Annotated in this window: 24 protein-coding genes; 6 read left to right on the plus strand and 18 right to left on the minus strand. The window is 43.3% G+C overall.

From position 1 onward, the window contains the following. The first annotated feature begins 133 nt into the window (after nucleotides 1-133). Nucleotides 134-313 (plus strand): hypothetical protein, encoded by a 180-nt coding sequence (locus tag C200_RS15450; protein WP_016209867.1) that lies wholly within the window; start codon nucleotides 134-136, stop codon nucleotides 311-313. 23 nt (nucleotides 314-336) lie between these two features. On the opposite strand, the gene C200_RS09175 is transcribed toward C200_RS15450, so the two are convergent. From C200_RS09175 to aroQ, 9 genes are all read right to left on the minus strand, one after another. Then, nucleotides 337-1,731, minus strand: a complete 1,395-nt coding sequence (locus tag C200_RS09175) for an aminopeptidase P family protein (protein ID WP_016209864.1) — start codon at nucleotides 1,729-1,731, stop codon at nucleotides 337-339. A gap of 42 nt (nucleotides 1,732-1,773) precedes the next feature. Beyond that, nucleotides 1,774-3,060 carry a phosphoribosylamine--glycine ligase gene (gene purD / locus C200_RS09180; protein ID WP_032126611.1) on the minus strand — a complete coding sequence of 429 codons (1,287 nt, stop codon included), beginning with the start codon at nucleotides 3,058-3,060 and terminating at the stop codon, nucleotides 1,774-1,776. A 46-nt stretch (nucleotides 3,061-3,106) separates the two neighbouring features. Next, on the minus strand, nucleotides 3,107-4,651 hold the full coding sequence (gene purH / locus C200_RS09185; protein ID WP_016209858.1) for a bifunctional phosphoribosylaminoimidazolecarboxamide formyltransferase/IMP cyclohydrolase: 1,545 nt from the start codon (nucleotides 4,649-4,651) through the stop codon (nucleotides 3,107-3,109). Nucleotides 4,652-4,772: 121 nt separating this feature from the next. Next, complete coding sequence (locus C200_RS09190; protein WP_016209851.1) at nucleotides 4,773-5,015, minus strand: helix-turn-helix domain-containing protein; 243 nt, start codon at nucleotides 5,013-5,015, stop codon at nucleotides 4,773-4,775. After that, nucleotides 5,008-5,994 carry a tRNA dihydrouridine synthase DusB gene (gene dusB, locus C200_RS09195; protein ID WP_016209854.1) on the minus strand — a complete coding sequence of 329 codons (987 nt, stop codon included), beginning with the start codon at nucleotides 5,992-5,994 and terminating at the stop codon, nucleotides 5,008-5,010. The genes C200_RS09190 and dusB overlap by 8 nt, the downstream gene beginning before the upstream one ends. 61 nt (nucleotides 5,995-6,055) lie before the next feature. Beyond that, nucleotides 6,056-6,961, minus strand: coding sequence for a 50S ribosomal protein L11 methyltransferase (gene prmA, locus C200_RS09200; protein WP_016209870.1), 906 nt, complete (start codon nucleotides 6,959-6,961; stop codon nucleotides 6,056-6,058). Beyond that, on the minus strand, nucleotides 6,961-8,307 hold the full coding sequence (gene accC / locus C200_RS09205) for an acetyl-CoA carboxylase biotin carboxylase subunit (RefSeq protein ID WP_016209862.1): 1,347 nt from the start codon (nucleotides 8,305-8,307) through the stop codon (nucleotides 6,961-6,963). Before accC ends, prmA begins: the two co-directional genes overlap by 1 nt. Nucleotides 8,308-8,399: 92 nt before the next feature. Then, nucleotides 8,400-8,864 carry an acetyl-CoA carboxylase biotin carboxyl carrier protein gene (gene accB / locus C200_RS09210; protein ID WP_016209852.1) on the minus strand — a complete coding sequence of 155 codons (465 nt, stop codon included), beginning with the start codon at nucleotides 8,862-8,864 and terminating at the stop codon, nucleotides 8,400-8,402. 64 nt (nucleotides 8,865-8,928) lie between these two features. Next, on the minus strand, nucleotides 8,929-9,384 hold the full coding sequence (aroQ, locus tag C200_RS09215) for a type II 3-dehydroquinate dehydratase (RefSeq protein WP_016209861.1): 456 nt from the start codon (nucleotides 9,382-9,384) through the stop codon (nucleotides 8,929-8,931). A 225-nt stretch (nucleotides 9,385-9,609) separates the two neighbouring features. On the opposite strand from aroQ, the gene C200_RS09220 reads away from it, so the two are divergent. From C200_RS09220 to C200_RS09230, 3 genes are all read left to right on the plus strand, one after another. Next, nucleotides 9,610-9,900 (plus strand): co-chaperone GroES, encoded by a 291-nt coding sequence (locus C200_RS09220; protein ID WP_016209850.1) that lies wholly within the window; start codon nucleotides 9,610-9,612, stop codon nucleotides 9,898-9,900. Nucleotides 9,901-9,972: 72 nt separating this feature from the next. Further along, a complete protein-coding gene (groL, locus tag C200_RS09225) occupies nucleotides 9,973-11,634 on the plus strand; it encodes a chaperonin GroEL (RefSeq protein WP_016209875.1) in 1,662 nt (553 codons plus the stop codon). Between the two features lie 163 nt (nucleotides 11,635-11,797). Beyond that, nucleotides 11,798-12,019 (plus strand): hypothetical protein, encoded by a 222-nt coding sequence (locus C200_RS09230; RefSeq protein ID WP_016209859.1) that lies wholly within the window; start codon nucleotides 11,798-11,800, stop codon nucleotides 12,017-12,019. A gap of 2 nt (nucleotides 12,020-12,021) precedes the next feature. On the opposite strand, the gene C200_RS09235 is transcribed toward C200_RS09230, so the two are convergent. The 9 genes from C200_RS09235 to C200_RS09275 all read right to left on the minus strand — a co-directional run bounded on the left by C200_RS09235 (nucleotide 12,022) and on the right by C200_RS09275 (nucleotide 24,513). Further along, nucleotides 12,022-12,417, minus strand: coding sequence for a VOC family protein (locus C200_RS09235; protein WP_016209855.1), 396 nt, complete (start codon nucleotides 12,415-12,417; stop codon nucleotides 12,022-12,024). Nucleotides 12,418-12,448: 31 nt separating this feature from the next. Continuing rightward, nucleotides 12,449-13,414: a phospholipase A gene (locus C200_RS09240; RefSeq protein ID WP_230384586.1), complete on the minus strand. Its 966-nt coding sequence runs from the start codon at nucleotides 13,412-13,414 to the stop codon at nucleotides 12,449-12,451. Between the two features lie 154 nt (nucleotides 13,415-13,568). After that, nucleotides 13,569-14,990, minus strand: coding sequence for a dihydrolipoyl dehydrogenase (lpdA, locus tag C200_RS09245; RefSeq protein WP_016209860.1), 1,422 nt, complete (start codon nucleotides 14,988-14,990; stop codon nucleotides 13,569-13,571). Nucleotides 14,991-15,159: 169 nt separating this feature from the next. Further along, entirely contained in the window at nucleotides 15,160-17,070 is a 1,911-nt protein-coding gene (gene aceF, locus C200_RS09250) for a dihydrolipoyllysine-residue acetyltransferase (protein WP_196771057.1), read from the minus strand. Between the two features lie 32 nt (nucleotides 17,071-17,102). Beyond that, nucleotides 17,103-19,772, minus strand: a complete 2,670-nt coding sequence (aceE, locus tag C200_RS09255; RefSeq protein ID WP_016209874.1) for a pyruvate dehydrogenase (acetyl-transferring), homodimeric type — start codon at nucleotides 19,770-19,772, stop codon at nucleotides 17,103-17,105. A 266-nt stretch (nucleotides 19,773-20,038) separates the two neighbouring features. Continuing rightward, a complete protein-coding gene (glmM, locus tag C200_RS09260; RefSeq protein ID WP_016209869.1) occupies nucleotides 20,039-21,382 on the minus strand; it encodes a phosphoglucosamine mutase in 1,344 nt (447 codons plus the stop codon). 209 nt (nucleotides 21,383-21,591) lie between these two features. Then, nucleotides 21,592-23,574, minus strand: coding sequence for an ATP-dependent zinc metalloprotease FtsH (gene ftsH, locus C200_RS09265; RefSeq protein ID WP_016209871.1), 1,983 nt, complete (start codon nucleotides 23,572-23,574; stop codon nucleotides 21,592-21,594). Between the two features lie 77 nt (nucleotides 23,575-23,651). After that, entirely contained in the window at nucleotides 23,652-24,278 is a 627-nt protein-coding gene (gene rlmE, locus C200_RS09270; protein WP_016209868.1) for a 23S rRNA (uridine(2552)-2'-O)-methyltransferase RlmE, read from the minus strand. Next, nucleotides 24,256-24,513 (minus strand): hypothetical protein, encoded by a 258-nt coding sequence (locus tag C200_RS09275; protein WP_016209873.1) that lies wholly within the window; start codon nucleotides 24,511-24,513, stop codon nucleotides 24,256-24,258. The genes rlmE and C200_RS09275 overlap by 23 nt, the downstream gene beginning before the upstream one ends. A 54-nt stretch (nucleotides 24,514-24,567) precedes the next feature. Between C200_RS09275 and C200_RS16725 the strand changes: the two genes are divergently transcribed. Beyond that, a complete protein-coding gene (locus tag C200_RS16725) occupies nucleotides 24,568-25,011 on the plus strand; it encodes a YhbY family RNA-binding protein (RefSeq protein WP_016209853.1) in 444 nt (147 codons plus the stop codon). 240 nt (nucleotides 25,012-25,251) lie between these two features. Beyond that, nucleotides 25,252-25,674, plus strand: coding sequence for a hypothetical protein (locus tag C200_RS09285; protein WP_016209863.1), 423 nt, complete (start codon nucleotides 25,252-25,254; stop codon nucleotides 25,672-25,674). Nucleotides 25,675-25,748 lie beyond the last annotated feature (74 nt).

Genomic DNA, 25,748 nt, shown 5'->3' on the forward strand with positions numbered 1-25,748 from the left:
CTCCTGATTTAAACCCGATAGAGCATGTATGGTCACCGCTTAAAAATAGGGTTCGCATGAAGCTTGATCAAGATGAAATAAATTTAGAGACAGCGCTTAGTCAAGTAATGAAGTCAATGTCAGAAACTATTCGTTGAGTGCTATATCTAAAAAAGAACTCATCCCAACCTCAACATTCACCGCTATCAGCCAACAAAGCCAAGCAGAACAAAGGGGATATCTCAGCCTCATTATGGAACAAGTTGCAACAACGGACAAACGAATTATGGCTGCTGCCAGTATGGCTAACAGCCCTCTGCATATCATATCGTAGCTTGAATTTAGAGTATAAAAAAGTTACCGCTTACAAATTTCCTCTATATCAGCAATTTGCTTAGGAATATTTTCACTTAAATTCTCGTATCCAGTTTTAGTAATAAGCACATTATCTTCTATGCGCACACCACCAAAATCCATATAGTTTTCTAATCCCTGATAATTAACATATTCAGAAAATTTATTCTCACTCTGCCATTGCTTAATTAATAACGGAATAAAATATAACCCAGGTTCAACAGTAATTAATACATTTTCCTCAAGCGGCCGTCCTAAACGTAAATAGGCCAAGTCAAATTGCTCTGAGCGCTTCACTTCATCAGAATAACCGACTAAATTTTCACCCAAGCTTTCCATATCATGCACATCTAGGCCAATATGATGCCCAAGGCCATGTGGGAAAAATAAGGCATGTGCGCCTTTTGTAACAATCTCATCGACATGACCACACATTAAGCCAAGATCAACTAAACCTTGAACCGCACAACGCGCCGCAGCTAAATGCACATCTTTATAAGACACTCCAGGCCTTAATAATTCAAAAGCTGTACTTTGCATCTTTAAAACCAGCTCATAAATTTCTTTTTGCTGAGGGCTAAACTTACCACTGACTGGAAAAGTCCGGGTAATATCACTGGCATAAAAACTTCCTGCGGCACTTGCACCTGAATCGTGTAAAACTAAATCACCATCACTCAAGGTATTGCTATATTGTTCATTATGAAGCACTTCACCGCGCTTAGAAAAAATAATCGGATATGCTAACTGCATGCCAGCTGCAACCGCTTCAGCTTGAATCAACGCCACCACTTCTTGTTCAATCCGTCCAACTTGACTTTCACGCATCGCCGCCAAATGCATTTGACGGGTAATGACCAAGGCGTTCTTAACTTCTGCAAGCTCTTCAGGCGTTTTATACAAACGCTGTTGAATAATCGCTGTAGTAAACTCTATAGAAATATTCTCTTTTATTTCTCTTGGAGAAAGCTTTAATAGCTCTTGTAACAATAAAATGTTTTCAGCACGGTATTGATCTAAATAGTGTACTTTTCGACCTTGCAATTGGCCTTTATTAATAAATTCAGCAAACTCTTGCCAACTTATCACGCGCTGACAACCAATCACTTCAGCCAAGCTGCGCAAACTCGGCTGACGGCCAATCCAAACTTGTTCATCTAGCGTATAGTCATCGCCGATTAATACCGACTCACCATTATCACAGTCAATAAAGCCGGCAATACTCGAGCGATTTACACCAAAATAATATAAAAAACTACTATCTTGACGAAATGGTAGGGTATTATCCAAATAATTCATTGGACTTGGAGGGTTACCTAAAAATAAGGCGACACCAGATTGTAATTGTTCTTGCAATTTCTCACGACGATTACAATAAGTCACTGCACTAAACACCATGTAATTTTCCCCCCAAGTTTTAAATTAATTAAGCTCTAGTGATTAATTTTCTCGATTAATGGCCCGATAACCAATATCACTACGCTGATATTTATTAGGCCAGGTGACATTTTCACTGGCAGCGTAAGCTTTTTCCTGAGCCTCTTTTACATTGATACCTAATGCTGTAGCACACAGCACACGCCCTCCAGCTGTGACCACTTGGCCCTCAGTATTTAGCCTGGTCCCCGCATGAAAGACCTTTGCCTCCGTCTGAATTAATGTATGATCCAGCCCGCTAATAACCTCTCCTGTTGGATACTGTTCAGGATAACCTTGTGCAGCTAACACCACACCTAAAGCCACCCGTTCATCCCAAACCAATGCATCTTCAGTTAATTGTTGTTCAGTCGCTGCAAGACACGCTTTAGCAAAGTCTGATTTTAACCGAAACAATAACGGCTGTGTTTCAGGATCGCCCAAACGACAGTTAAATTCCAATACTTTAGGCCCAGTTGCAGTGATCATAATTCCAGCATACAAAAAACCAGTATAAGTAATGCCTTCTTGTGCGAGCCCCTCAATCGTCGGCTCTATCACCGTGCGCATAATTTTTTCATGCATTTCTTCATCAATCACCGGCGCCGGTGAATAAGCGCCCATACCTCCAGTATTAGGGCCTTGATCACCATCATCACGCGCCTTATGATCTTGTGATGTTGCAAATGGCACGATGCTCTTGCCATCACACATCACCATAAAGCTTGCTTCTTCGCCTTGTAAAAACTCCTCGATGACAATACGATGCCCAGCATCACCAAAGCGATTTGCCCCCAACATATCATCAATTGCAGTGGTTGCCTCCTCTGTTGACCAAGCAACGACCACCCCTTTACCTGCCGCTAAACCATCGGCCTTAATGACAATCGGTACACCTTTTGCCTGAAGATATTGTTTTGCAGGCTCAATTTCATTAAACACTTGATACTCTGCCGTTGGAATACTAAAACGAGCAAGAAAATCCTTACTAAAGGCCTTAGACCCTTCTAACTGTGCTGCTGCTTGGCTTGGACCAAAACAACGCAATCCCGCTTCATTAAACTGATCGACAATACCAGCAACCAATGGTGCTTCAGGGCCAATAACTGTTAAATCAATGGCATTATTCCTAGCAAAGTGAATTAGCCCATTAATATCTAATGCATCAATAGCAATATTACTGACTTTTTCTTCTAAACTTGTTCCCGCATTTCCAGGCGCAACAAAGACAGCCGTCACCTGATCACTTTGTGCAATTTTCCATGCCATTGCATGTTCACGGCCACCTTGACCCACCACCAATACTTTCATGATATTTAATTCCTAATCTAATTCTCATCATTATTTAATTAAATAATTAATGCTTAAAATGACGCTCGCCGGTAAAGATCATTGCAAGACCATGCTCATTACACGCAGCAATCACCTCTTCATCACAAATCGATCCACCTGGTTGAATAATGGCTGCAATTCCCTGTTGAGCAGCCGCATCAATGCTATCTCTAAAGGGAAAAAATGCATCTGACGCCATAACCGCATTATCAAGGCTAAAACCCATTTCTTTGGCTTTTATTGCAGCAATTTTAGCACTATCAATTCGACTCATCTGACCTGCGCCAATACCAATACTTTGGCTATTTTTAGCATAAACAATTGCATTTGATTTAACCGCAGCAACGACATGCCAAGCAAAGCTTAAACTCGCCAACTCTTCTTCATTCGGCTTGCGCTCCGTAACGACTGCATAGTCAAACTGATTTGACAAACGATCTTGCTCTTGAATCAGTAAACCACCGGCAACACGCTTTAACTCAAACCCCATTTGTAGCTCACCCTCACCAGTAGCTAATACCCGTAAGTTGGGCTTAGAGCTTAATATCTCCAGGGCGTCTTTATCAACATACGGCGCAATAATTACCTCCGCAAATTGGTTGGCTAGAATTGTTTGTGCTGCTTCTTTCGTTAACGACTGGTTAAAGGCAATAATCCCACCAAAGGCCGATGTTGAATCACAGGCAAAGGCCCGCTGATAAGCTTCTGTAACCGTTTTGCCATGGGCAACACCACATGGGTTCGCATGTTTGACAATCACACAACTGCATTCTTTAAAGCTTTTTACACAAGCAAGTGCCGCATCAGCATCGGCTAAATTATTATAAGACAGCGCTTTACCTTGTAGTAGTTCAGCATTGACCACAGAAATACCCGTGTGATTACTTTCTTTATACACCGCTGCCTGTTGATGCGGATTCTCGCCATAACGCAGCTCACCGCTCTTTTCAAAGGCAAGTGTTAACGTTTCAGGAAAATCACTATCATGACATTGTTTATATAAATAACGAGAAATTGCCGCATCATATTGAGCTGTATGCTCAAAGGCTTTCACTGCCAACTCAAAACGTAAGCGCTCAGTCATGCCAGCCTCATTATTTAAAGCGTCAGTTACTCGTGCATAATCTTCAGGATGAACAACGATAAAGACGGACTGATGATTTTTTGCTGCCGCACGCACCATCGTTGGCCCACCGATGTCTATATTCTCAATGGCCTGCGCTAGCGTACAGTCATCCTTGGCAATCGTATCCTGGAACGGATATAAATTCACGATGACTAAATCAATTGCTGGAATATGATTAGCCTGCATCGCTTCATCATCCATACCACGGCGAGCAAGAATACCACCATGCACTTTCGGGTGTAGGGTTTTCACCCGTCCTGCGAACAACTCAGGAAAACCAGTATAATCAGAGACATCGATCACAGCCAGGCCATGCTCTTTTAATAACTTGGCCGTCCCTCCTGTCGATAAAATTTCAACCTTATGTTGCGCTAATGTTCTCGCAAACTCCACAATTCCCGTTTTATCAGACACACTAATCAGCGCCCGTTGAATGTTTTGCATGGCTTGCCTCACTCCTCAATTTAAAGTAATCGTTAATATGGTAAATTCATAGAACTCAATGCAATTAATCAATACAAACAAAAAAGGTTAAGACGCCACTTAACCTTTTTGATACTTGCTTTTATTCAATGGAATACTGCCGAATTTTTTTGCGTAAAGTGCCACGATTAATACCCAACATTCGGGCCGTCTCTGACTGGTTTCCTGCAGTAAACGCTAAAGCTGTTTCGATCAGGGGGATTTCAACTTCTTTTAAAATCACTTCATATAAATTAGTCAGATGACAGCCTTCGCTATCGGCTAAAAACTTTGCCACCGCATCTTCAACATGATGCCGTAATGTTTTCTCTGTTTCATCAGACATAGGCCACACTCTCACTCTCTTGCTGCTCAAAAAAGTGTCGAATCGCACCCAGTTGGGCCTTATGGTCATCCAGCGCATTAAATCGTTTACGAAAGGGCTTTGTCGTTAAACTTGATTGCAAATACCAACCAACATGCTTGCGTGCAATTCTAACGCCCATAAATGTACCATAAAATGAGTACAGATTCTCCAGATGTTCACACATCACCGTGTACTTTTCTTGCAATAAAATCGGCGAACTGAGTGTACCATGTTGCAGATAATGCTCAATTTGCTGAAATATCCAAGGGTTACCCTGTGCGGCACGACCAATCATTAAAGCATCTGCCGCTGTTTTTTCCAGGACATATTTTGCTTTTGCAGGAGAGTCTATATCACCATTGGCGACAACAGGAATAGTGACGGCCTGCTTGACTGCGGCAATCGTCGCATATTCTGCCTCACCCTTATATAAATCCTGACGCGTACGTCCATGCACTGCAAGCGAGACGATTCCCGCCTGTTCAGCTAACTTAGCAATTTTCACCGCATTTTTATGCTCACGACACCAGCCAGTACGCATCTTTAAGGTCACCGGCACATCAACAGCAGCAACCGTTGCAGCTAGGATATCCGCCACCAAGCTCTCATGCTGCATCAAAGCAGAGCCAGCGGCCACATGACACACTTTCTTCGCCGGACACCCCATATTAATATCAATTATCTGTGCGCCATGGGCAACATTAAAGCGTGCAGCCTCTGCCATCTGCTTGGGGTCAGTGCCCAATAACTGCACCACGATCGGTGCAACTTCACCGCGATGATCCATACGCAGCTGGGTTTTACGGCTTTGGCGTAAATTCTGCTGCGAGCTCACCATCTCGGAGACCACTAAACCTGCACCCAAACGTTTACATAGCATACGAAAAGGCCTATCGGTGACTCCCGCCATCGGCGCTAAAATTAAACGATTATCAACAGCATAAGGACCGATTTTCATAAAAAAATTTTATTTTATAAATAATGATTAAACAATGATTCAATTAAGGCTAAAAGCGAGCTTAATAAGCTTTACGCTGAGCGATGACACACACCCATTCATCATCTTGCTGTAATTCAACAAGATCAAAGTGATCTAAATAAGCGGTTTGAACGCGCTCTGCTTGCTCAACTAAAATACCGGAAAGCACCAGCATGCCACCTGCTTTCACCAAACTGGCAAATTGTGGCGCCAAACCAATTAACGGGTTCGCTAAAATATTAGCAACGAGAACATCAGCCCCCGTACTCGTTATATCACTGATAGTAAACTGCTCAGGTAATACCGCCTGATAACAAGACGGGTCTAACTCATTTTGCTTGGCATTGTAATGCATCGCCTCTAACGCTTGCGGATCAATATCAATACAGTGCACATAATGAGCACCCAGCTTAAGTGCTGCGATGGCTAAAATACCCGAGCCACAACCAAAGTCAATCACCCGACTACCCGGGTTTAAGTGACCTGCCAGCCAGTTTAAACACATAGCGGTCGTCGGATGCGTTCCCGTACCAAAGGCAAGACCTGGGTTGAGCAGCATTTTCACCTGATTCTCACGGGCGTTTACCTCATGCCAATCAGCATGCACCCATAAACGATCAGCAAATAACATCGGCTCAAAGTGCTCACGCCAAGTTGCTGTCCAATCTTGATCTTCTAATGGGTCAATTTTTACCGAAATATCATTCAGCTCATCAAACTGCACAAGTAATTGCTCACGTACTGGCTCTAGCTCAATACCAGCATCAAACAAAGCAATGACATGCACATCTTGCCATAGCGGCGTTTCACCCACACCCGGCTCTAAAATCGGCTGATCCTTACCATCACGCAAAGTAATCGCCAGAGCGCCCACTTCATTTAAATAATCACCAATCAGCTCAGCATGCTGCCGAGTGGTGATCACTTTAAGCTCTAACCAAGCCATTATTTCTGACCATTGAGTTTTTTCTCAAGATAGTGAATATTGGTGCCCCCAGCTTGGAAGTTCAGGTCTGCCATAATCTCTTGCTGCAACGGAATATTTGTTTTAATGCCATTGATGATCGTCTCACCTAAGGCCCCTTGCATGCGAATAATCGCACTCTGACGATCTTCGCCATGAGTGATGACCTTTGCAACCATCGAATCATAGTGAGGTGGCACAGAGTAACCTGAGTATAAGTGCGAATCCACCCGTATCCCAGGACCTCCCGGTGGATGGTAAAAGTCAATATGGCCGGGCGATGGCATAAAGGTCTTCGGGTCTTCAGCGTTGATACGACACTCAATGGCATGGCCCTGAATGTGAATATCTTTCTGACGCTTTGATAAGCCTAAACCACCGGCAATACGCAACTGCTCTTTGACGATATCAACACCCGTAATTAACTCAGTGACCGGATGCTCAACCTGCACGCGCGTATTCATTTCGATAAAATAAAAGCGGCCATCTTCATATAGAAATTCAAAGGTTCCTGCACCACGGTACTTCAATTCACGACAGGCTTTCACGCATTGCTCACCAATTTTTTCGCGCTCTTCTTTCGTCAATCCTGGTGCGGGTGCTTCCTCAACCACTTTTTGGTGACGGCGCTGCATCGAGCAATCACGCTCGGCTAAATGGATCGCAGCGCCTTTGCCATCACCAATCACTTGAATTTCAATGTGACGTGGTTTTACCAAATACTTTTCCATGTACACCATATTATTGCCAAATGCCGCAGCTGCTTCAGCGCGGACCAGCTGTAGTGCCTCAAGCAATTCATCTTCTTCAAATACCGCACGCATACCCCGGCCACCGCCACCACCGGCTGCTTTTAAAATCACCGGATAGCCAATTTTTTGAGCTATGCGTTTAGTTTGTGCACTATCATTCCCTAAGGGACCATCCGAACCAGGTACACAAGGCACCCCAGCTTTTTGCATGGCTTGAATCGCTTTGACTTTATCGCCCATAACACGAATCGTCTCCGCCCGTGGACCAATAAAGACAAAACCACCACTTTCAACCTGTTCAGCAAAATCAGCGTTCTCAGATAAAAAGCCATATCCGGGGTGAATCGCATCCGCGCCGGTGACCTCAGCAGCGCTGATAATTGCAGGAAACTTTAAATAGCTTTGCAAAGCAGGTGCCGGGCCAATGCAGACCGACTCATCGGCCAGGCGTACATGCTTTAGATCTCGATCAGCAGTTGAATGCACCGCGACCGTTTTTAAACCCATCTCACGACAAGCGCGCAAGATCCTAAGTGCAATTTCACCACGATTGGCAATCAGAACTTTTTTAATCATAGTCAACGAACTCGTTACTCAGTGTACTCAAAAGTATATTCTCAAGATTTATCTAATATAATAGAAATACAAATACTAGGAATGACTGAACTTTATTCAATAATCACCAAAGGTTGATCAAACTCAACAATATCACCATCACTTAATAAAATTTGCTTCACCACACCCGCTTTATCCGCTTCGATTTGGTTAAACATTTTCATCGCTTCGACAATACAGATGGTCTCTCCCATATTGATTTTTTGGCCAACCTTCACAAAAGGATCTGCATCTGGAGACGGTGCCGAATAGAACGTCCCGACCATCGGCGACTTGACCGCATGTCCACTCATCTCATTACTTACCGCCGGTGCAGCTGCCTCAGCAACAGGCAAAGGCGCTGGTACAGATGCTGTTGTTGTCATTGGGATCACTGCTTGTGGTGCAACTACAGGCACAGGCGCTGCGCCAGTATAACGACTGATGCGTACAGACTCTTCGCCCTCTTTAATTTCTATTTCTGCAACACCAGAGGCTTCAATAAGCTCAATAAGCTTTTTAATCTTACGTATTTCCATCGACTCTACCGATTAATTATTTAAGTTGACTTCTAGTTGGTTTAATAATTTAGCTTTAGCAAGTTTAGACTTTAGCTTGTTGACAATAAGCAATTGCAGCCTCTAATGCACAAAAATAACTGTGTGCACCCAAGCCTGTAATCACGCCTTGCGCAATATCAGAGAAATAAGAATGTTGCCTAAATTTCTCACGCGCATGCACATTGGACAGATGGATCTCGATAAAAGGAATCTGTACCGCAGTTAAGGCATCACGCAATGCAATGCTCGTATGCGTAAATGCAGCTGGATTAAAAATAATAAAATCAACAATATGATCCTTATGAGCCATTTGATGAATCATACCCAGCAGCTCATGCTCCACATTGCTTTGAAAGCTCTCTAACGCAACGCCAGCTACCCCCGCACGCCTTGCCAATTCAGCATCAAGCTCTGTCAGGTTCATCAGGCCATATTGATCAGGCTCCCGCAATCCTAATAAGTTTAAATTTGGACCATGAAGCACTTGAATTTTAAACATATTTATAGTTTTCACTCGTTATACTCTGCTGTGAGTGTACTGCTAGCGTGCAAAAAGATCAATTTTACTGTGTTTATGTCAGCAAAGCTAGAATAAGAAAAAAAACAAAAAAAATAGCCAGCAGGACTTGTAATTTCATTCAAGGTCCCTATGTTAATGCCTGAAGGCTTTTTAAGTCCAAATTAATCAAGGCGAGTGCCTTGTCATCTTTTAGGAGAAGAATGAATGAAAATCCGTCCATTACATGACCGCGTTGTAATTCGTCGTCTGGAAGAAGAAACTACTTCTGCTGGCGGCATCATCTTAACTGGCAGCGCACAAGAAAAGCCAAACCGTGGTGAAGTGGTTGCTGTAGGTCGTGGTAAAGCGTTGGATAACGGCGACTACCGCCCGATTGATGTCGCAGTTGGTAGCACTGTATTGTTTGGCCAATATTCAGGCTCAACAGTGAAGATCGATGGCGAAGAGTATCAGGTGATGCGTGAAGACGAAATCTTTGCAGTCGTTGAAGATTAATTAAATTAATTATCCGTTTTTCATCTTACTTAATTTAAGTACTAACTTAAGTACATTTATGGAGATATAAGAATGTCAGCAAAAGAAGTGCGCTTCGGTACCGGTTCCCGTCAAAAAATGTTGGACGGTGTTAACCTACTTGCAAATGCAGTGAAAGTCACTCTAGGTCCACGCGGACGTAACGTTATTTTAGAAAAATCATTTGGCGCCCCAACCATCACTAAAGATGGTGTATCTGTTGCCAAAGAAATCGAGCTTAGCGATAAGTTCGAAAACATGGGCGCACAAATGGTCAAAGAAGTTGCATCTAAGTCAAATGATGATGCAGGTGACGGTACGACAACGGCGACAGTATTAGCACAAGCAATTATTCAAGAAGGCGTGAAGTCTGTTGCTGCCGGCATGAACCCAATGGACCTAAAACGCGGCATCGATAAAGCCACTATCGCTGCAGTTGCTGCATTAAAAGACTTATCTACACCGTGCACAGACAACAAAGCCATTGCTCAAGTCGGTACAATTTCAGCAAACTCTGATGAAGAAATTGGCTCTATCATTGCTAAAGCGATGGAAAAAGTATCTACCGACGGCGTAATCACTGTTGAAGAAGGCTCTAGCCTTGAAAACGAATTAGATGTTGTTGAAGGGATGCAATTCGATCGCGGTTACCTCTCTCCATATTTTGTCAACAAACAAGAGAAAATGATCGCTGAAATCGAAAGCCCATTTATCTTACTCGTCGACAAGAAAATTTCTAACATTCGCGAATTACTACCCACATTAGAATCAGTTGCTAAATCAGGCAAGCCATTATTCATCATCGCTGAAGACGTTGAAGGTGAAGCTCTGGCAACACTCGTCGTTAATAACATTCGCGGCATTGTTAAAGTGTGCGCAGTAAAAGCACCTGGCTTTGGTGATCGTCGTAAAGCGATGCTTGAAGATATTGCCATCTTAACTGGCGGTACTGTAATCTCTGAAGAAGTTGGCTTAGACCTTGAGAAAGCGACTCTTGAACACTTAGGTACAGCAAAACGCATCGTCGTCACTAAAGACAATACAACCGTTATTGATGGTGCGGGTGAACAGACTGCGATCGAAGCTCGCGTTGCTCAAATCCGCGCACAAGTTGAAGAAACGTCATCTGACTACGACCGCGAGAAACTACAAGAGCGTGTCGCTAAGCTATCTGGTGGTGTTGCTGTCATTAAAGTTGGCGCAGCGACTGAAATCGAGATGAAAGAGAAGAAAGACCGCGTTGATGATGCGCTGCATGCAACACGTGCTGCAGTTGAAGAAGGTGTGGTTCCTGGTGGTGGTGTTGCACTGGTTCGTGCCATTGCTGCAGTTAAAGCCCTTGAGTTCGCAAATGATGAGCAAGCACAAGGTGCCAACATCTTATTGCGTGCTATGAGTGCACCGTTGCGTCAAATCGTTGAGAACGCAGGCAGTGAGCCGGCTGTAATTCTTGATAAAATTGTCAGCGGTGAAGGTAACTTTGGCTATAACGCTGCAACCAATGAGTTTGGCGATATGATCGAAATGGGTATTCTTGACCCAACTAAAGTCACACGTTCTGCACTCCAAAATGCAGCGTCTATCGCAGGTCTTATGATCACAACAGAAGCGATGGTTGCAGAGCTTCCTAAAGAAGACTCTGCAGGTGGTGCTGGCATGCCAGATATGGGTGGCATGGGCGGTATGGGTGGAATGGGCGGTATGGGCATGATGTAAGCCCTGCGCGAATTTCATTCAAGCACAAAAAAGCCCCATCATGGGGCTTTTTATTTTTCTGCTCTGTTATTTATTATTTTCCTGCTATTACTTAATTAAGCATATTAAATATACAAAGTTTAATATAGTTATAGTTTAAGTGAAGTTAAATCGCAGGGGAAACATGATGAATGATTATTGCCAATATACTCTAACCACCATGACCTTTTATTCATCCGGCACCGAATGTACATTGCAACATATCAAAACAGCCAAAGAGCTAACGATTCCTCTTGCACAGCTCGCCGCACAAGGCCAGTTATTAAAACAACTCAGCAAAGACAGCCTCGCCGCAGTTTTATATCAGCTTGAGCAAGAGACCTCTGATTTGCAACTCAAGCACTAAATTTATAAATAATAAGCCAACTCAATTAAATTTTGATCAGGGTCACGAATAAAAACAGACTCCATCTGACCCACTGCACCTGGGATAATAACAGGTCCAAATTCTATCTTAATATTTAATTTCTCCAAGCGAGCAATAACGTTATCAATAGAAACATCGACAACAAAACATAGATCCTGCGAACCAGGCAAGGCTTGCGCTGCATTCGGCTGACGCTCATTACCATATTCATGCAAATTCATCCGCTGATTACCAAATTTCAACACTTGCATATCTCTGACACTATTTTTTCTAGTAATAGTCGCGGCTTCCATGCCAAGCACACCTGTATAAAAATCAAGGGTTACATCAATATCCTTCACTGTTAATACAATATGATCAATGCGCTTAATATCCATATATTACCCCTAAATTAAAATCAGGCATTAATCACCAATGACTTAAGGCAATACCAATCCCGACACTTTGGGTACGGTGATCATATTCAATTAAGCTTTGACCATAGCCATTAAAATACTGAACAAAGCCATTAATATGCTTGGTTAAAGGGAAAGAGTAATCCAGTTCTACTGCACCACGCTTCATACCACTTTCGATATTTGTCAAAGCAATTGATGCTTGCATTTTATTATTAAATACATAAGCAAACATGATACGCTCATGGCCTAAATAATGGGCAATATCTGGATTATGCAAATCGCTCGAGTCTGGCTTAAAAATTAAAACCCATGGTTTAATACTGGCTAACCAGTGCTCACCTGAGGCTTCTAAATTTAAATACGCCCGATTCCAACTCCGCTCCAGCGAGCCACCACGACCATTCGACTGATGAACCACCCCATAGCTGATCTGCCAATTGCGGTGAAAATGATCGGTCACAAATAGCTCAGGCTCATAATTGGTCTCACGAAAATACTGTGATTTTGCATAAAACTGCCAATAAGATAACTGAGTATAACCAACATTAAGACTATAATCTGGATTACCAAACATATCTTTCCAAAGTGGCACCATCAAGCTCAACTGAGCTTTAAACTCAGAGCTCATTACCTTTTGGTTATCCGGTGTTTGGCCATTATAAATCGCTTGATAAGGGCTACCCGTATAATAATAAGGCAACACATAATTTGGCTGGTAAAAAATAATTCCTAATGAATTATTAGCAATCGCACTTTCTTTTTTAAGACGCGACTCTAAAATCGAGCTTTGATCGGGTGTAACTTTATTTAATGCCGTATCGACCACACCCTGATCAGCGCTTGGCGGCAGTTCTTGCTGCTCTATTCCTGTCGTGTTTTGCGCGCTCTTAGCAGCATAAATCTCTTGAGTAATGCATATTAGCAAAGCAAAAAGACATAAGCCGAGCTTTACTACAGATGGTAATAACCTGATCATATCTATCATATTTCCTTGTATTTTTTCTATGTTTTATTTTTTAATATAAAAAACTTTATAAAAAAGCCCTCCTGATCAATCAGTAAAGGGCCTATTCAAAGTTTATTGATTAAATTTTAACTAATAAAAAAAACTATAATATAGCTCTTTATTATTATTTTTTCTTTTTCTTCGGCGCAATTAAATCAGTAATCGAACCTTCATACATTTCTGTAGCTAAGGCAAAAGTCTCTGATAAGGTTGGGTGCGCATGAATAGTCAATGCAATATCCTCAGCATCTGCGCCCATTTCTATTGCCAATCCAGCTTCAGCAACCAGTTCACCGGCATTCGGTCCGACCATCGCCGCACCTAAAATACGATGTGTTTCCTCATCAAATAATACTTTTGTCTGACCTTCATCACGACCGATACCCAATGAACGACCAGAGGCGGCCCAAGGAAACACACCCTTACCGTATTTAATGCCGGCTTTTTTACATTCCTCTTCTGTTTTACCTACCCAAGCGACTTCTGGATCAGTATAAGCCACAGATGGAATGCACAATGGGTTAAAGAAATGTTTCTCACCGCTAATCACCTCAGCAGCGACTTTACCCTGAGGTACGGCAACGTGAGCCAGCATCGGACCATTATCGACAATATCACCAATAGCAAAAATATGTGGCACATTCGTACGCATCTGATCATCAACCGTGACAAAACCACGCTCGCTCACCTTTACCCCAGCCTGTTCTGCATCAATCAGCTTACCATTTGGTACACGACCCACCGCTGATAAAATACGGTCAAAGCGGCGCGTGCCCTCCGCTGCGTGCTTACCCTCAAATGCAACGTGTAAACCATCTTTTTTCGCATCAACCGCTGTGACCGACGTTTGTAACATGATCTCATAACGATCTTTGACAAAATTTTGAAATGGCTTAACGACATCTTTATCGGCACCATTCATCAACTGATCGGCTAATTCAACTATCGTTACTTTTGCACCTAATGTACTATAGACCTGCGCCATTTCCAGGCCGATAATACCACCACCAATGACCAATAACTCTTTAGGCACGTCTTTGAGTTCTAATGCACCCGTTGAGTCCATAATACGCTCATCTTCTGGCAAAAATGGTAATTTTACCGGACGCGACCCTGCAGCAATAATACAATGATTAAAACTTACTGATTGCGTTTTACCTGCATGTTCAACGATAATTTCTTTATCAGAAGCAAATTTGCCATAACCTTGAACAATTTGAACTTTACGTGCAGATGCCAGGGCTTTTAAACCCTTAGTTAATCGCGTCACCACACCGGCTTTATAGTCACGGATTTTATCAATATCAAAACTGATTTTGCCAAATTTTACGCCATGCGCAGACATGTGCTTGGCTTCATCAACAACTTTCACTGTATGTAATAGTGCTTTCGATGGGATACAGCCCACATTTAAACACACGCCACCGATCTCAGCATATTTTTCGATGAGAATAACTTTTTTTCCTAAGTCTGCAGCTCGAAAGGCTGCCGTATAACCGCCAGGACCGCTACCTAAAACTACAACATCTGCTTGTAATTGACTCATTGCTTTTGCCTTATTCATTTATTTAAAAATCAAATTTATTACTGCTTTTCTATTGTACTTGGTTTAAAAAACAACCGACCAAGATTCAGAAAATCGATAAATCCCTATCACTATATAATTAAGGGCAACTAAGGACAGTCGATTGCTCTGTCTTTAATTGCCTTAAATACTACAACAACATATTACGCAGATCAGACAATTGCTCTGCTAGGAAGGTTGTAAAACGTGCCGCCGCCGCTCCATCAATGACACGATGATCATAAGACAGCGATAATGGCAACATTAACCGTGGCGCAAAATCATTGCCATTCCAAATCGGCTTGATACTGGACTTAGATACACCCAAAATCGCAACTTCCGGTAAGTTCACAATGGGTGTAAATGCCGTACCACCCAAACCACCTAAGCTTGAAATAGTAAAACAACCGCCTTGCATATCTACCGCCGTCAGCTTACCAGCACGCGCTTTTTTACTGATCTCACCTAATTCACGCGATAACTCAACGAGACCTTTTTGATCAACATTCTGCACCACTGGCACCACTAAACCATTCGGCGTATCAACAGCAACACCGATATGCACGTACTTTTTCAATACTAACGCATCAGCGGCTTCATTTAGTGACGCACAGAACTCAGGAAACGCCTTTAATGCCGCAGCGCTAGCTTTGAGCAAGAAAGCCAACGGAGTAAATTTATAATCAGCTTTTTTCTTTTCAGCTAATTTATTTTGCTCTTTACGAAATGCTTCCATCTCGGTGATATCCGCTTCATCAAACTGTGTGACATGCGGCACCATCACCCAGTTGCGATGTAAATTCGCCCCGGAGATTTTCTTAATCCGTGATAGTGACTGCTCTTCAATCGCACCAAATTTAGCAAAATCAACTTTTGGCACCGGCAATAAATCTAACCCAGTACCTCCTCCTGCACTCGCTGTCGCTGCTGGACGCGATAATGCATTTTTCACCCATTTCGTCACATCTTCATGCAAAATGCGATTTTTACGACCTGTTCCGATCACTTTTGCTAAATCAACGCCTAACTCATTCGCAAAACGACGAAGCGCTGGTGATGCATGTGAAGGGCCTGATGCTTGTGTTAACACAGGTGCTGCTGCACTTGCTGCCGATGTCACTGGCTGATTGGCCGCTGGGGCTGCCACTGCTGCTGCACCTTGACTCGTTACTGAGCTTACAACAACGCTTGAAGCCCCTGGTGATTCAACTAAAACAATCAAGTCACCTTCTGAGACTTTACTGCCTTCCGCAACTTTAATTTCTTTAACAACACCCGCCACCGGCGATGGTACTTCCATCGTCGCCTTATCAGTTTCCAGAGTAATCAGTGGATCTTCCTCATTAACACAATCACCCACTGCGACATTGATCTCTATCACATCCACACCGCTGTAGTTACCAATATCCGGCACATGCACTTCTTGTACACTTGCAGTCGCAACAACAGCCATCGGCACCGCCGAGCTTATTGTTGTAACCTCCTGTTGTGCAGTAGCAGGGGTATGCGCTACCGCACTCGTACCACCGGCACCTTCAACGATTAAAACTAGGTCACCTTCAGAGACTTGACTGCCTTCAGCGACTTTAATTTCTTTAACGATACCCGCCACCGGCGATGGTACTTCCATTGTCGCTTTATCAGTTTCCAAGGTGATTAAAGCATCTTCTTCACTGACCTGATCACCGACAGCAACATTGATTTCAATCACATCCACACCGCTGTAATTACCAATATCAGGTACACGCACTTCAATTGGACCTGTCGGTGCTACGACCGCTGTCGGTGCTGCGACAGCCGCAGGCACTGTAGCAGACTCAACCACATCACCAGAGCCTTCCATCTGTACAATTAAGCTACCTTCAGAGACTTTACTACCTTCTTTCACTTTAATCGCTTTAACAGTCCCTGCAAACGGTGCAGGGACTTCCATAGTGGCCTTGTCTGTTTCAAGTGTAATCAATGCATCATCAGCGCTCACCTGATCACCAACAGCAACATTAATTTCAATGACATCTACATCGCTATAGTTACCAATATCCGGCACCAATACGTCTTTCATCGTTGCCACGTTTGTTTCTCCCCTAAATTCTATTATGCCTGTAATGGATGGACACGATTAACATCGATGTTATATTTTTTAATCGCTTCAGACACGCGGCTGGCAGCTATATCGCCTTGATCGGCCAACGCTTTCAATGCAGCAACCGCAACATAATGGCGATCGACTTCAAAATGGCGGCGTAGCGCAGCGCGTGAGTCAGAACGGCCAAAGCCATCGGTTCCTAGTGCAATAAAACGACGATCTTTGGGCATATGCTCGCGTAACTGCTCAGTGTACAGCTTCATATAATCTGTTGAAGCAATAATCGGCCCTTTGGTATTGCCTAAGCACTGCTCTAAATAACTTGGACACGCTGGCTCTTCTGGATGCAACAGATTCCAACGCGCAACGTCTAAACCCTCACGATGGAGTTCATTCGCGCTAGTCATACTCCAGACCTCCGCACTGACACCAAAGTCTTGATCCAGTAATGCTGCTGCTGCTTCCACTTCACGTAAAATAGACCCTGAACCCAACAATTGAACATGTAATTTTTTCGCTTTTTTCGGCTTAATCAAAGAATACAGACCTTTGATAATACCTTCATGCATGCTCTCATCATAACCGCGGTGCGTATAATTTTCGTTCATCGTCGTAATGTAGTAGAACACGCTTTCATCACGCTCATACATACGACGCATGCCTTCTTCAACAATCACAGCAAGCTCGTAGGCATAGGTTGGATCATAGGTAACACAGTTTGGAATAGTCCCTGCCATAATATGACTGTGGCCATCTTCATGCTGCAACCCTTCACCATTGAGCGTCGTCCGCCCTGAGGTACCACCCACTAAAAAGCCTCGTGCACGCATATCACCGGCCAACCAAGATAAGTCACCCACGCGCTGAAAGCCAAACATTGAATAATAAATATAGAAAGGGATCATCGGTTCTTTATTGCTACTGTAAGACGTCGCCGCAGCTAGCCAAGAACAAAATGCACCGGCTTCGTTAATGCCTTCTTGCAAAATCTGACCATTTTTAGCTTCTTTATAGAACATGATCTGATCTTTATCTTCAGGCACATATTTTTGGCCTTCATGTGCATAAATACCCAGTTGGCGGAACAGCCCTTCCATACCAAAAGTCCGCGACTCATCTGGCACAATCGGTACGATACGTTTACCGATTTTCTTATCTTTGGCCAAAGTCGATAAAATCTGCACAAACGCCGTCGTTGTCGAGGCTTCACGCTCACCAGAGTCTTTCATTAAACGCTTGGCAAAATCAACTGCTTTTGGAATCTCCAGCATTAATGCTTTATCATGCCGGCTAGGCAATGGTCCACCTAAAGTAGCACGACGTGATTTGAGGTATTGAATCTCCTCACTGCCTTCTCCTGGATGAAATAAATCAACATTTTCGACATTTTCATCACTGACAGGAATATTAAAGCGATCACGGAACGTATACAGCTCTTCAGAGGTCATTTTCTTCAGGTTATGCGCAATATTTAAGGCTTCACCCGCATCACCCATGCCATAGCCTTTAACGGTTTTGGCCAAAATAACGCTTGGCTTATCTTTCGTTTCCGTCGCTTGCTTATACGCATTAAAAACTTTTTGGGTATCATGACCACCACGACGTAAAGCGGCTAGCTCATCATCACTCTTATCTTTAACCAACTCAACTAATTCTGGGTATTTACCAAAGAAATTCTCACGCAAATACGCGCCACCTTTTGCCTTATAAGCTTGATATTCACCATCACAGACTTCGCTCATACGCTGCATTAATTTGCCAGAATGGTCTTTCGCAAAGAGCTCATCCCAATCCGTGCTCCATAATACTTTAATCACATTCCAACCAGCCCCTCGGAATACGCCTTCTAGCTCTTGGACAATGCTCGAGTTGCCACGCACAGGGCCATCTAAACGCTGTAAATTACAATTTATCACAAAAATTAAATTATCAAGCTTTTCACGGCCGGCCAAACTGATAGCACCGAGTGATTCGGGCTCATCCATCTCACCATCACCACAATAACACCAGATATGGCGTTGATCGGTTTTTATAATCTCACGATTATGCAAATATTTAGCAAAACGTGCTTGGTAAATTGCCGATAATGGACCTAAGCCCATAGACACGGTTGGGAACTGCCAATAGGTGGGCTGTAGCCATGGATGGGGATAAGACGACAAGCCCTTGCCCATGGTTTCTTGACGGAAATTTCTAATTTGCTCTTCTGTTAGACGTCCTTCCAAATAAGAACGCGCATAAATTCCTGGGGCAATATGGCCCTGAAAATAAACATAATCACTGCCCTGCTCAGCATCAGGACCTGAAAAAAAGTGGTTAAAACCCACTTCATACAAGGTTGAGCTTGATGCATACGAGCCAATATGGCCACCTAAAGTCGAATCTTGACGGTTGGCATGGACGATCATCGCTGCAGCATTCCAACGCACCAGCGCTTCTAGGCGTGCTTCAAGCTTTTTATCTGCAGGAATCATCACCTCTGCTTCAACGGGAATTGTATTGACATAAGGGGTCGTAATCTGTTCTGAACCAACATTTACACCAAGTTCCCGCGCACGCTCTTTCACTTTATTTAATAAAAAGCCAACGCGCTCACTACCATCTGCCTTTGCAACAGAGTTGATTGAATCAAGCCATTCGCTTGTTTCTTGTGGATCAATATCATGGATACTAGACATAACCACCCTTATCCTTAAATTTATTCAGTCTCAGCATTATTGCCGGTTATTTCATATACTAAACACAAATTTGCCTTAAATTAATCTGTCCATAAAGCGCCGAAAATATCTCTTTTTATTAAGCAGCGGACAACCGTTTCTTAAACAGTAGGCATTCCTTACGCACCATAGTCTACTCTTTTTTAATACGAAAGCCTAGTCAACCACCGTGTGGCGGCCATATCAATCATTGCACTGCTATTTTAAAAATGAGAGAGCCGGTAAATTTAGCTATACTCTCGTACCACGTCAGCGAGATCTTCTGCACAGCGGGTAATTTCCCCCATATTTTCACCTTCAACCATCACTCGTACCAAAGGCTCTGTTCCAGAAGGTCGCAGCAAAACTCGACCACGCTCACCCAATTGCGCTTCTGCTTTGACTACTTCTTGATTGACTTTTTCCCATGCCTGATGACCTAGCCTTTTCTTAACCGGTACATTAATCATTTTCTGTGGGTATTTTTTAAAACCAGCCTTTAATTCTTGAATATTCTTACCCAAGCGCTTCATACTCGCCAGCACTTGCAAAGCAGCAACAATACCATCACCTGTCGTCGTCACATCACTACAAATTAAATGGCCTGAGGATTCACCACCTAAATTCCAAGCACGCGCGTGCATCTCTTCAACCACATAACGATCACCCACCTGCGCACGGACAAAAGCAATATTTTCACGATCGAGTGCCTTTTCCAGCCCCAGGTTACTCATCACCGTACCGACAACACCTCCTTGCAATACCCCTTGCTGTTGATAGTCTTTGGCCATGATATACAGTAAATCATCACCATCAACAACACTGCCCGCATGGTCAATGACAATCAAGCGATCACCATCACCATCCAGAGCAATGCCAATATCTGCTCCTTCGCTGAGCACTTTCTTACATAGGGCCTGTGGTGATGTCGCGCCCACATTATCATTAATATTCGTCCCATTTGGTTCAACACCAATGGTTACCACCTCAGCGCCCAGCTCCCGAAACACACTCGGGGCCACGTGATAAGTCGCGCCATGCGCACAATCAACGACAATTTTTAACCCCGATAAAGTCAAATCATTTGGAATCGTTGCCTTGCAGTACTCAATATAGCGTCCAGGTGCATCATCAATCCGCCACGCTTTACCCAACTCCAATGACTCGACTGTCTGCATCGGCTTCTCAAGCTCAGCTTCAATCATCAGCTCAATATGATCAGGGAGCTTTACCCCTTGGGCTGAGAAAAACTTAATGCCATTGTCATAATAAGGATTATGTGAAGCACTGATTACCACCCCTGCATCGGCATGAAAAGTCCGTGTTAAATAAGCAATCGCTGGTGTTGGCATCGGCCCAAGTAAATACACATCCACTCCTGCTGCTGAGAAGCCCGCTTCAAGCGCCGCTTCAAACATATAGCCTGAAATCCGCGTATCCTTACCAATCACAACCTTACCCGCTCCGCTTTCACGACGAATCACGCTACCGACTGCCCAGCCTAACTGTAAAATAAAATCAGCGGTAATCGGTGCCTGACCAACCCGTCCACGCACACCATCCGTACCAAAATATTTGCGTTTTGTACTCATTGTTTTCTCACTTCACTCACTATCACTATCCTAGCCAATGCCCTCTAGCGCTATCAAAAATACGATCTAAATATCAAACCATCTATCTTTTTTTTAGTTAAGATCCTCTTTAGGTTACTCAAGAAAAAAGGGCAACCCGTGCCCTTTATCATTTATCTACTTAAGATCTATAAAAATTTAAATAATATTAAAAAGATGAAGGGTAATTATTAGGTAGGATCATCCGCTGGTTTACCCTTTATTTCTGGTGACGGCGCGCCCTGATCTGTCTCTTGATCAGCGCTCTTAGTCTCATTAATATCAGTATTGATATTAGCATCAAGAGGTTGTAACTCATCACCAGATGCTGATGAGCCACTCTCATCAGAGGGCTGATCCCAATCTTTCGGTGCTTTCACCGGCCGACGCGCCATTAGATCAGCCACTTGGTCACGATCAATCGTCTCATAGACCATCAACGCATCCGCCATCGCATCAAGAATATCCCGATTATTGATTAGAATGCTCTCAGCGCGTGTATAATTACGATCAATGATCTGACGTACTTCCTCATCAATAGCAACAGAGGTTTGATCTGAAAATTCCGGCGTGCCTTTACCCGCACCATAACCAAACGGATCACCGCCTTCTTGTCCATATAATATCGGCCCTAAGCGCTCAGACAGCCCCCACTTTGTCACCATATTGCGCGCCACTTCTGAGGCTTTTTCAATGTCATTCGATGCCCCAGTCGTTACTTTCTCAACACCAAAGACTAAAGCTTCAGCAATACGTCCGCCATACATACTCGAAATTAAGCTCTCCAAGCGCTCGCGTGAATAACCATAACTATCCTCTTCAGGCAGATACATGGTCACACCTAAGGCACGACCCCGCGGCACAATCGAGACTTTATACACCGGATCATGATCAGGTACCAAACACCCGACAATCGCGTGCCCTGCCTCATGAAAGGCGGTTAAACGTTTTTGCTCTTCGGTCATTGCCATCGAACGGCGCTCAGTGCCCATCAAAATTTTATCTTTGGCATCATCAAACTCACGCATAGCAACCACGGTTTTATCTTTACGCGCGGCAAAGAGTGCGGCTTCATTGACCAAGTTCGCCAAATCCGCTCCTGAGAACCCAGGCGTACCACGGGCGATCAATGACGCTTTAACATCATCTCCCAAAGGCACCTTACGCATATGCACTTTTAGAATCTGCTCACGGCCTTTGACATCGGGAAGCCCGACACTGACCTGGCGATCAAAACGCCCGGGACGCAATAATGCCGGGTCCAATACATCCGGACGATTCGTCGCGGCAATGACAATCACCCCTTCGGTTCCCTCAAAACCATCCATCTCGACCAGCATTTGATTTAAGGTCTGCTCACGTTCGTCATGACCACCGCCCATACCTGAGCCACGGTGACGGCCCACTGCATCAATCTCATCGATAAAGATAATACACGGTGCACGTTTTTTTGCCTGATCAAACATATCACGCACCCGCGATGCACCGACACCGACGAACATTTCAACAAAATCAGAGCCTGAAATAGAAAAGAACGGGACTTTCGCCTCACCTGCAATGGCTTTAGCTAATAGCGTCTTACCTGTTCCAGGTGGGCCAACCATCAATACCCCTTGCGGAATTTTGCCGCCTAACTTTTGGAATTTGGTTGGGTCACGCAGAAAATCGACCAGTTCTTTTACTTCTTCTTTAGCCTCTTCACAGCCAGCAACATCAGCAAAGTTAACTTTAATTTGATCTTCACCAAGCAGACGTGCCTTACTGGAACCAAAGGACATCATGCCCTTACCACCACCACCGCCTTGCATCTGCCGCAAGAAGAAAATCCAAATCGCAATTAATAAAATACCAGGGAACCAACTGATTAATGCAGACAATAACCAGCTCCGCTGCTCAGGTGGTTTAGCAGCAATTGTGACATTTTTCGCCAGCATCTGATCCATTAAAAATGGATCTTTCCACGGAATATAAGTAGCAAATGGCGTCCCACTTGAGGTTTGTCCTTTAATATTCAAACCATCAATGATAACGCTTTTTACTTGACCATTATTGATGTCTTTAACAAATGTTGAATAATCTAGCCGATTCACCGACTGCTGACGTGGGCCTAAATTACTAAACACAGTCACCAACACCAAAGCAATGACCAGCCATAGCATGATGTTTTTAATCATATCGCTCAAAGCCCTAACCTCTTATATATGTTCCTAAATTTTTTTATAGCGACACTACTCACAGTTTAACCCTCACCTTACACCATTTGAAAGTTTCTCGCCAGAAGGTAAATCTCGCGTGAACGTGGGCGTGAGGCCGCCGGCTTGCGAGTCACTACTTTGGCAAACTTAGTACGTAATGCTTTAATATACTCTTGTGAGCCCACCCCTTGAAACACCTTAACCAGTAAGTCCCCGCCGGGCTTTAGAGCCTGCTCAGCAAAATACAGCGCCAACTCAACTAAATACATGGCTTGCGCCTGATCACTGGTATCAATCCCACTCATATTTGGCGCCATATCTGATAAGACAATATCCACCGGCCGACCGGCTAATGTTGTAACCAAACAATCATAAACCGCTTTTTCAGTAAAGTCTCCTTGCAGGGCAATCACATTTTCCAATGGATCCATCGGCAATAAATCCAAACCAATCACACAACCTGAGGCACCAACCCAATCCGCCGCCAATTGTGACCACCCACCAGGCGCAGCGCCCAAATCAATCACGGTCATCCCACGGCGAATAATTTTGTCCTTCTCCTGCACTTCTTTCAGCTTATAGCTCGCCCGTGAGCGATAGCCCTCAGCACGTGCCTTTTGCACATAAAAATCATCACGATGTTCTTGTAACCAGCGTGAACTACTTTTCGACTTCTTTGCCATCAACATCCTCAGCATTGGCATTTTTTATACATTTTAATTGATTTAATTGCCGCTTAATACGGCACAACAACCACAGCACCGCCACGCCACTATAAGCAAGTAAAGTAACACATTGATATAAATAGCGATCAAACCAATTCGAAACACCTATCAATAGAATAATGCCAAATAGCGCAATAATCGCGAGATCCAAACGAATATAAAAAAAGCGCTCAGAAGGTAGTTTTTTGCTCATCAAGTCGTTACACTACGGGTTTATTTTTTAACCTAATCTTTCAAGGTGACAATTATGGCATTATCCAGTCAAGAAAAACAGACCCTCAAGGCCCGAGCCCACCATTTAAAGCCAGTTGTAACCATCAGCCATAAAGGCCTAACGGAAAACGTTAATAACGAGATTGATATTGCGCTTAGCCACCACGAACTCATCAAAGTTCGCATCAATTGCACAGACCGTGATGAACTTGAGCAGCTAACTCAGACCATTTGCACAGACCATCATGCTGAATGTGTGCAACTTATCGGCTTTCTTGCCGTACTCTATCGCCAAGCGCCTACAAAACCGGCAGCTGAAAAAGCGAAAACTAAATCTAAACCCAACTCAAAAGTCAAAGCCCGTGAAAAACGCCAAGAAATAAAAGCAAAAGCTGAAAAAGAAGAGCAAGCACGTAAAAAAGCCAAGTACTTTAAAAAAATCACCCAGCCGCGCACACCACGTAACAATCAAGATTAAAATTAAAGATCAATCAATTATTAACCACTCGACACTCTCCAACAGGAGGGTGCACCAGTATCCCTTTACTCTAGAACGGATAACCTTAATACTGTTCACCTACACTCAAGCCAGACACTGTATTATTTTCTTTATTAATTTTTACTTTTTTAATTTATTTGTTAAAAAAACATATACTTTTATATTTATTTATTATAAATATTTAACTATAAAGATTAAAAGTTAAAAAAATTTTAAATTATGCCGAACTGCCAATCAGACTATCTAGATTTAATCTATCAAAAAATATTAAACACCCAACGCACAGGCATTGGCAACTGTGTTCAAGCTGCGAATAGAGTCAGCCACCTTTTAAATACCGGTACAGATTTAACAGAATCTTATTTACAAAGATTGCCAAGAATCTCTAAAAAACAATTTTTTTACCACTTTAAAGATGGAGAAGCACCACTTAAAGCACTAATGCACACTTTAAATGAAGGTCAGCATGTGCAGGTTTCTGCCGACATTGCCCACCTAACCTGTATAAACCACGTATTTAATGCGATAAAGCTAGAAGGTGAAATTAAGCTCATTGATAACTATCAAACTTGGCCAAACCCACCCTGGCTTCAGCAAGCTTGGTATCACCCCAAAGAGTTTTTAACTCACCTTACGCACTGACATGATAAACAATGTATAATGAAATCTGATAGATACAGGGATTTCATCAGGAATGAATAAAGAGCTACTGGATA

The organism is Piscirickettsia salmonis LF-89 = ATCC VR-1361 (assembly GCF_000297215.2).
Classification (GTDB): Bacteria; Pseudomonadota; Gammaproteobacteria; order Piscirickettsiales; family Piscirickettsiaceae; genus Piscirickettsia; species Piscirickettsia salmonis.

Bases quoted from the DNA above. Each gene is read 5' to 3' on its own strand.
- C200_RS09175 (WP_016209864.1), bottom strand. From the start codon at position 1,731: ATGGTGTTTAGTGCAGTGACTTATTGTAATCGTCGTGAGAAATTGCAA.
- purD (WP_032126611.1), bottom strand. From the start codon at position 3,060: ATGAAAGTATTGGTGGTGGGTCAAGGTGGCCGTGAACATGCAATGGCA.
- purH (WP_016209858.1), bottom strand. From the start codon at position 4,651: ATGCAAAACATTCAACGGGCGCTGATTAGTGTGTCTGATAAAACGGGA.
- C200_RS09190 (WP_016209851.1), bottom strand. From the start codon at position 5,015: ATGTCTGATGAAACAGAGAAAACATTACGGCATCATGTTGAAGATGCG.
- dusB (WP_016209854.1), bottom strand. From the start codon at position 5,994: ATGAAAATCGGTCCTTATGCTGTTGATAATCGTTTAATTTTAGCGCCG.
- prmA (WP_016209870.1), bottom strand. From the start codon at position 6,961: ATGGCTTGGTTAGAGCTTAAAGTGATCACCACTCGGCAGCATGCTGAG.
- accC (WP_016209862.1), bottom strand. From the start codon at position 8,307: ATGATTAAAAAAGTTCTGATTGCCAATCGTGGTGAAATTGCACTTAGG.
- accB (WP_016209852.1), bottom strand. From the start codon at position 8,864: ATGGAAATACGTAAGATTAAAAAGCTTATTGAGCTTATTGAAGCCTCT.
- aroQ (WP_016209861.1), bottom strand. From the start codon at position 9,384: ATGTTTAAAATTCAAGTGCTTCATGGTCCAAATTTAAACTTATTAGGA.
- C200_RS09220 (WP_016209850.1), top strand. From the start codon at position 9,610: ATGAAAATCCGTCCATTACATGACCGCGTTGTAATTCGTCGTCTGGAA.
- groL (WP_016209875.1), top strand. From the start codon at position 9,973: ATGTCAGCAAAAGAAGTGCGCTTCGGTACCGGTTCCCGTCAAAAAATG.
- C200_RS09230 (WP_016209859.1), top strand. From the start codon at position 11,798: ATGATGAATGATTATTGCCAATATACTCTAACCACCATGACCTTTTAT.
- C200_RS09235 (WP_016209855.1), bottom strand. From the start codon at position 12,417: ATGGATATTAAGCGCATTGATCATATTGTATTAACAGTGAAGGATATT.
- C200_RS09240 (WP_230384586.1), bottom strand. From the start codon at position 13,414: ATGATCAGGTTATTACCATCTGTAGTAAAGCTCGGCTTATGTCTTTTT.
- lpdA (WP_016209860.1), bottom strand. From the start codon at position 14,990: ATGAGTCAATTACAAGCAGATGTTGTAGTTTTAGGTAGCGGTCCTGGC.
- aceF (WP_196771057.1), bottom strand. From the start codon at position 17,070: ATGAAAGACGTATTGGTGCCGGATATTGGTAACTATAGCGATGTAGAT.
- aceE (WP_016209874.1), bottom strand. From the start codon at position 19,772: ATGTCTAGTATCCATGATATTGATCCACAAGAAACAAGCGAATGGCTT.
- glmM (WP_016209869.1), bottom strand. From the start codon at position 21,382: ATGAGTACAAAACGCAAATATTTTGGTACGGATGGTGTGCGTGGACGG.
- ftsH (WP_016209871.1), bottom strand. From the start codon at position 23,574: ATGATTAAAAACATCATGCTATGGCTGGTCATTGCTTTGGTGTTGGTG.
- rlmE (WP_016209868.1), bottom strand. From the start codon at position 24,278: ATGGCAAAGAAGTCGAAAAGTAGTTCACGCTGGTTACAAGAACATCGT.
- C200_RS09275 (WP_016209873.1), bottom strand. From the start codon at position 24,513: ATGAGCAAAAAACTACCTTCTGAGCGCTTTTTTTATATTCGTTTGGAT.
- C200_RS16725 (WP_016209853.1), top strand. From the start codon at position 24,568: ATGGCATTATCCAGTCAAGAAAAACAGACCCTCAAGGCCCGAGCCCAC.
- C200_RS09285 (WP_016209863.1), top strand. From the start codon at position 25,252: ATGCCGAACTGCCAATCAGACTATCTAGATTTAATCTATCAAAAAATA.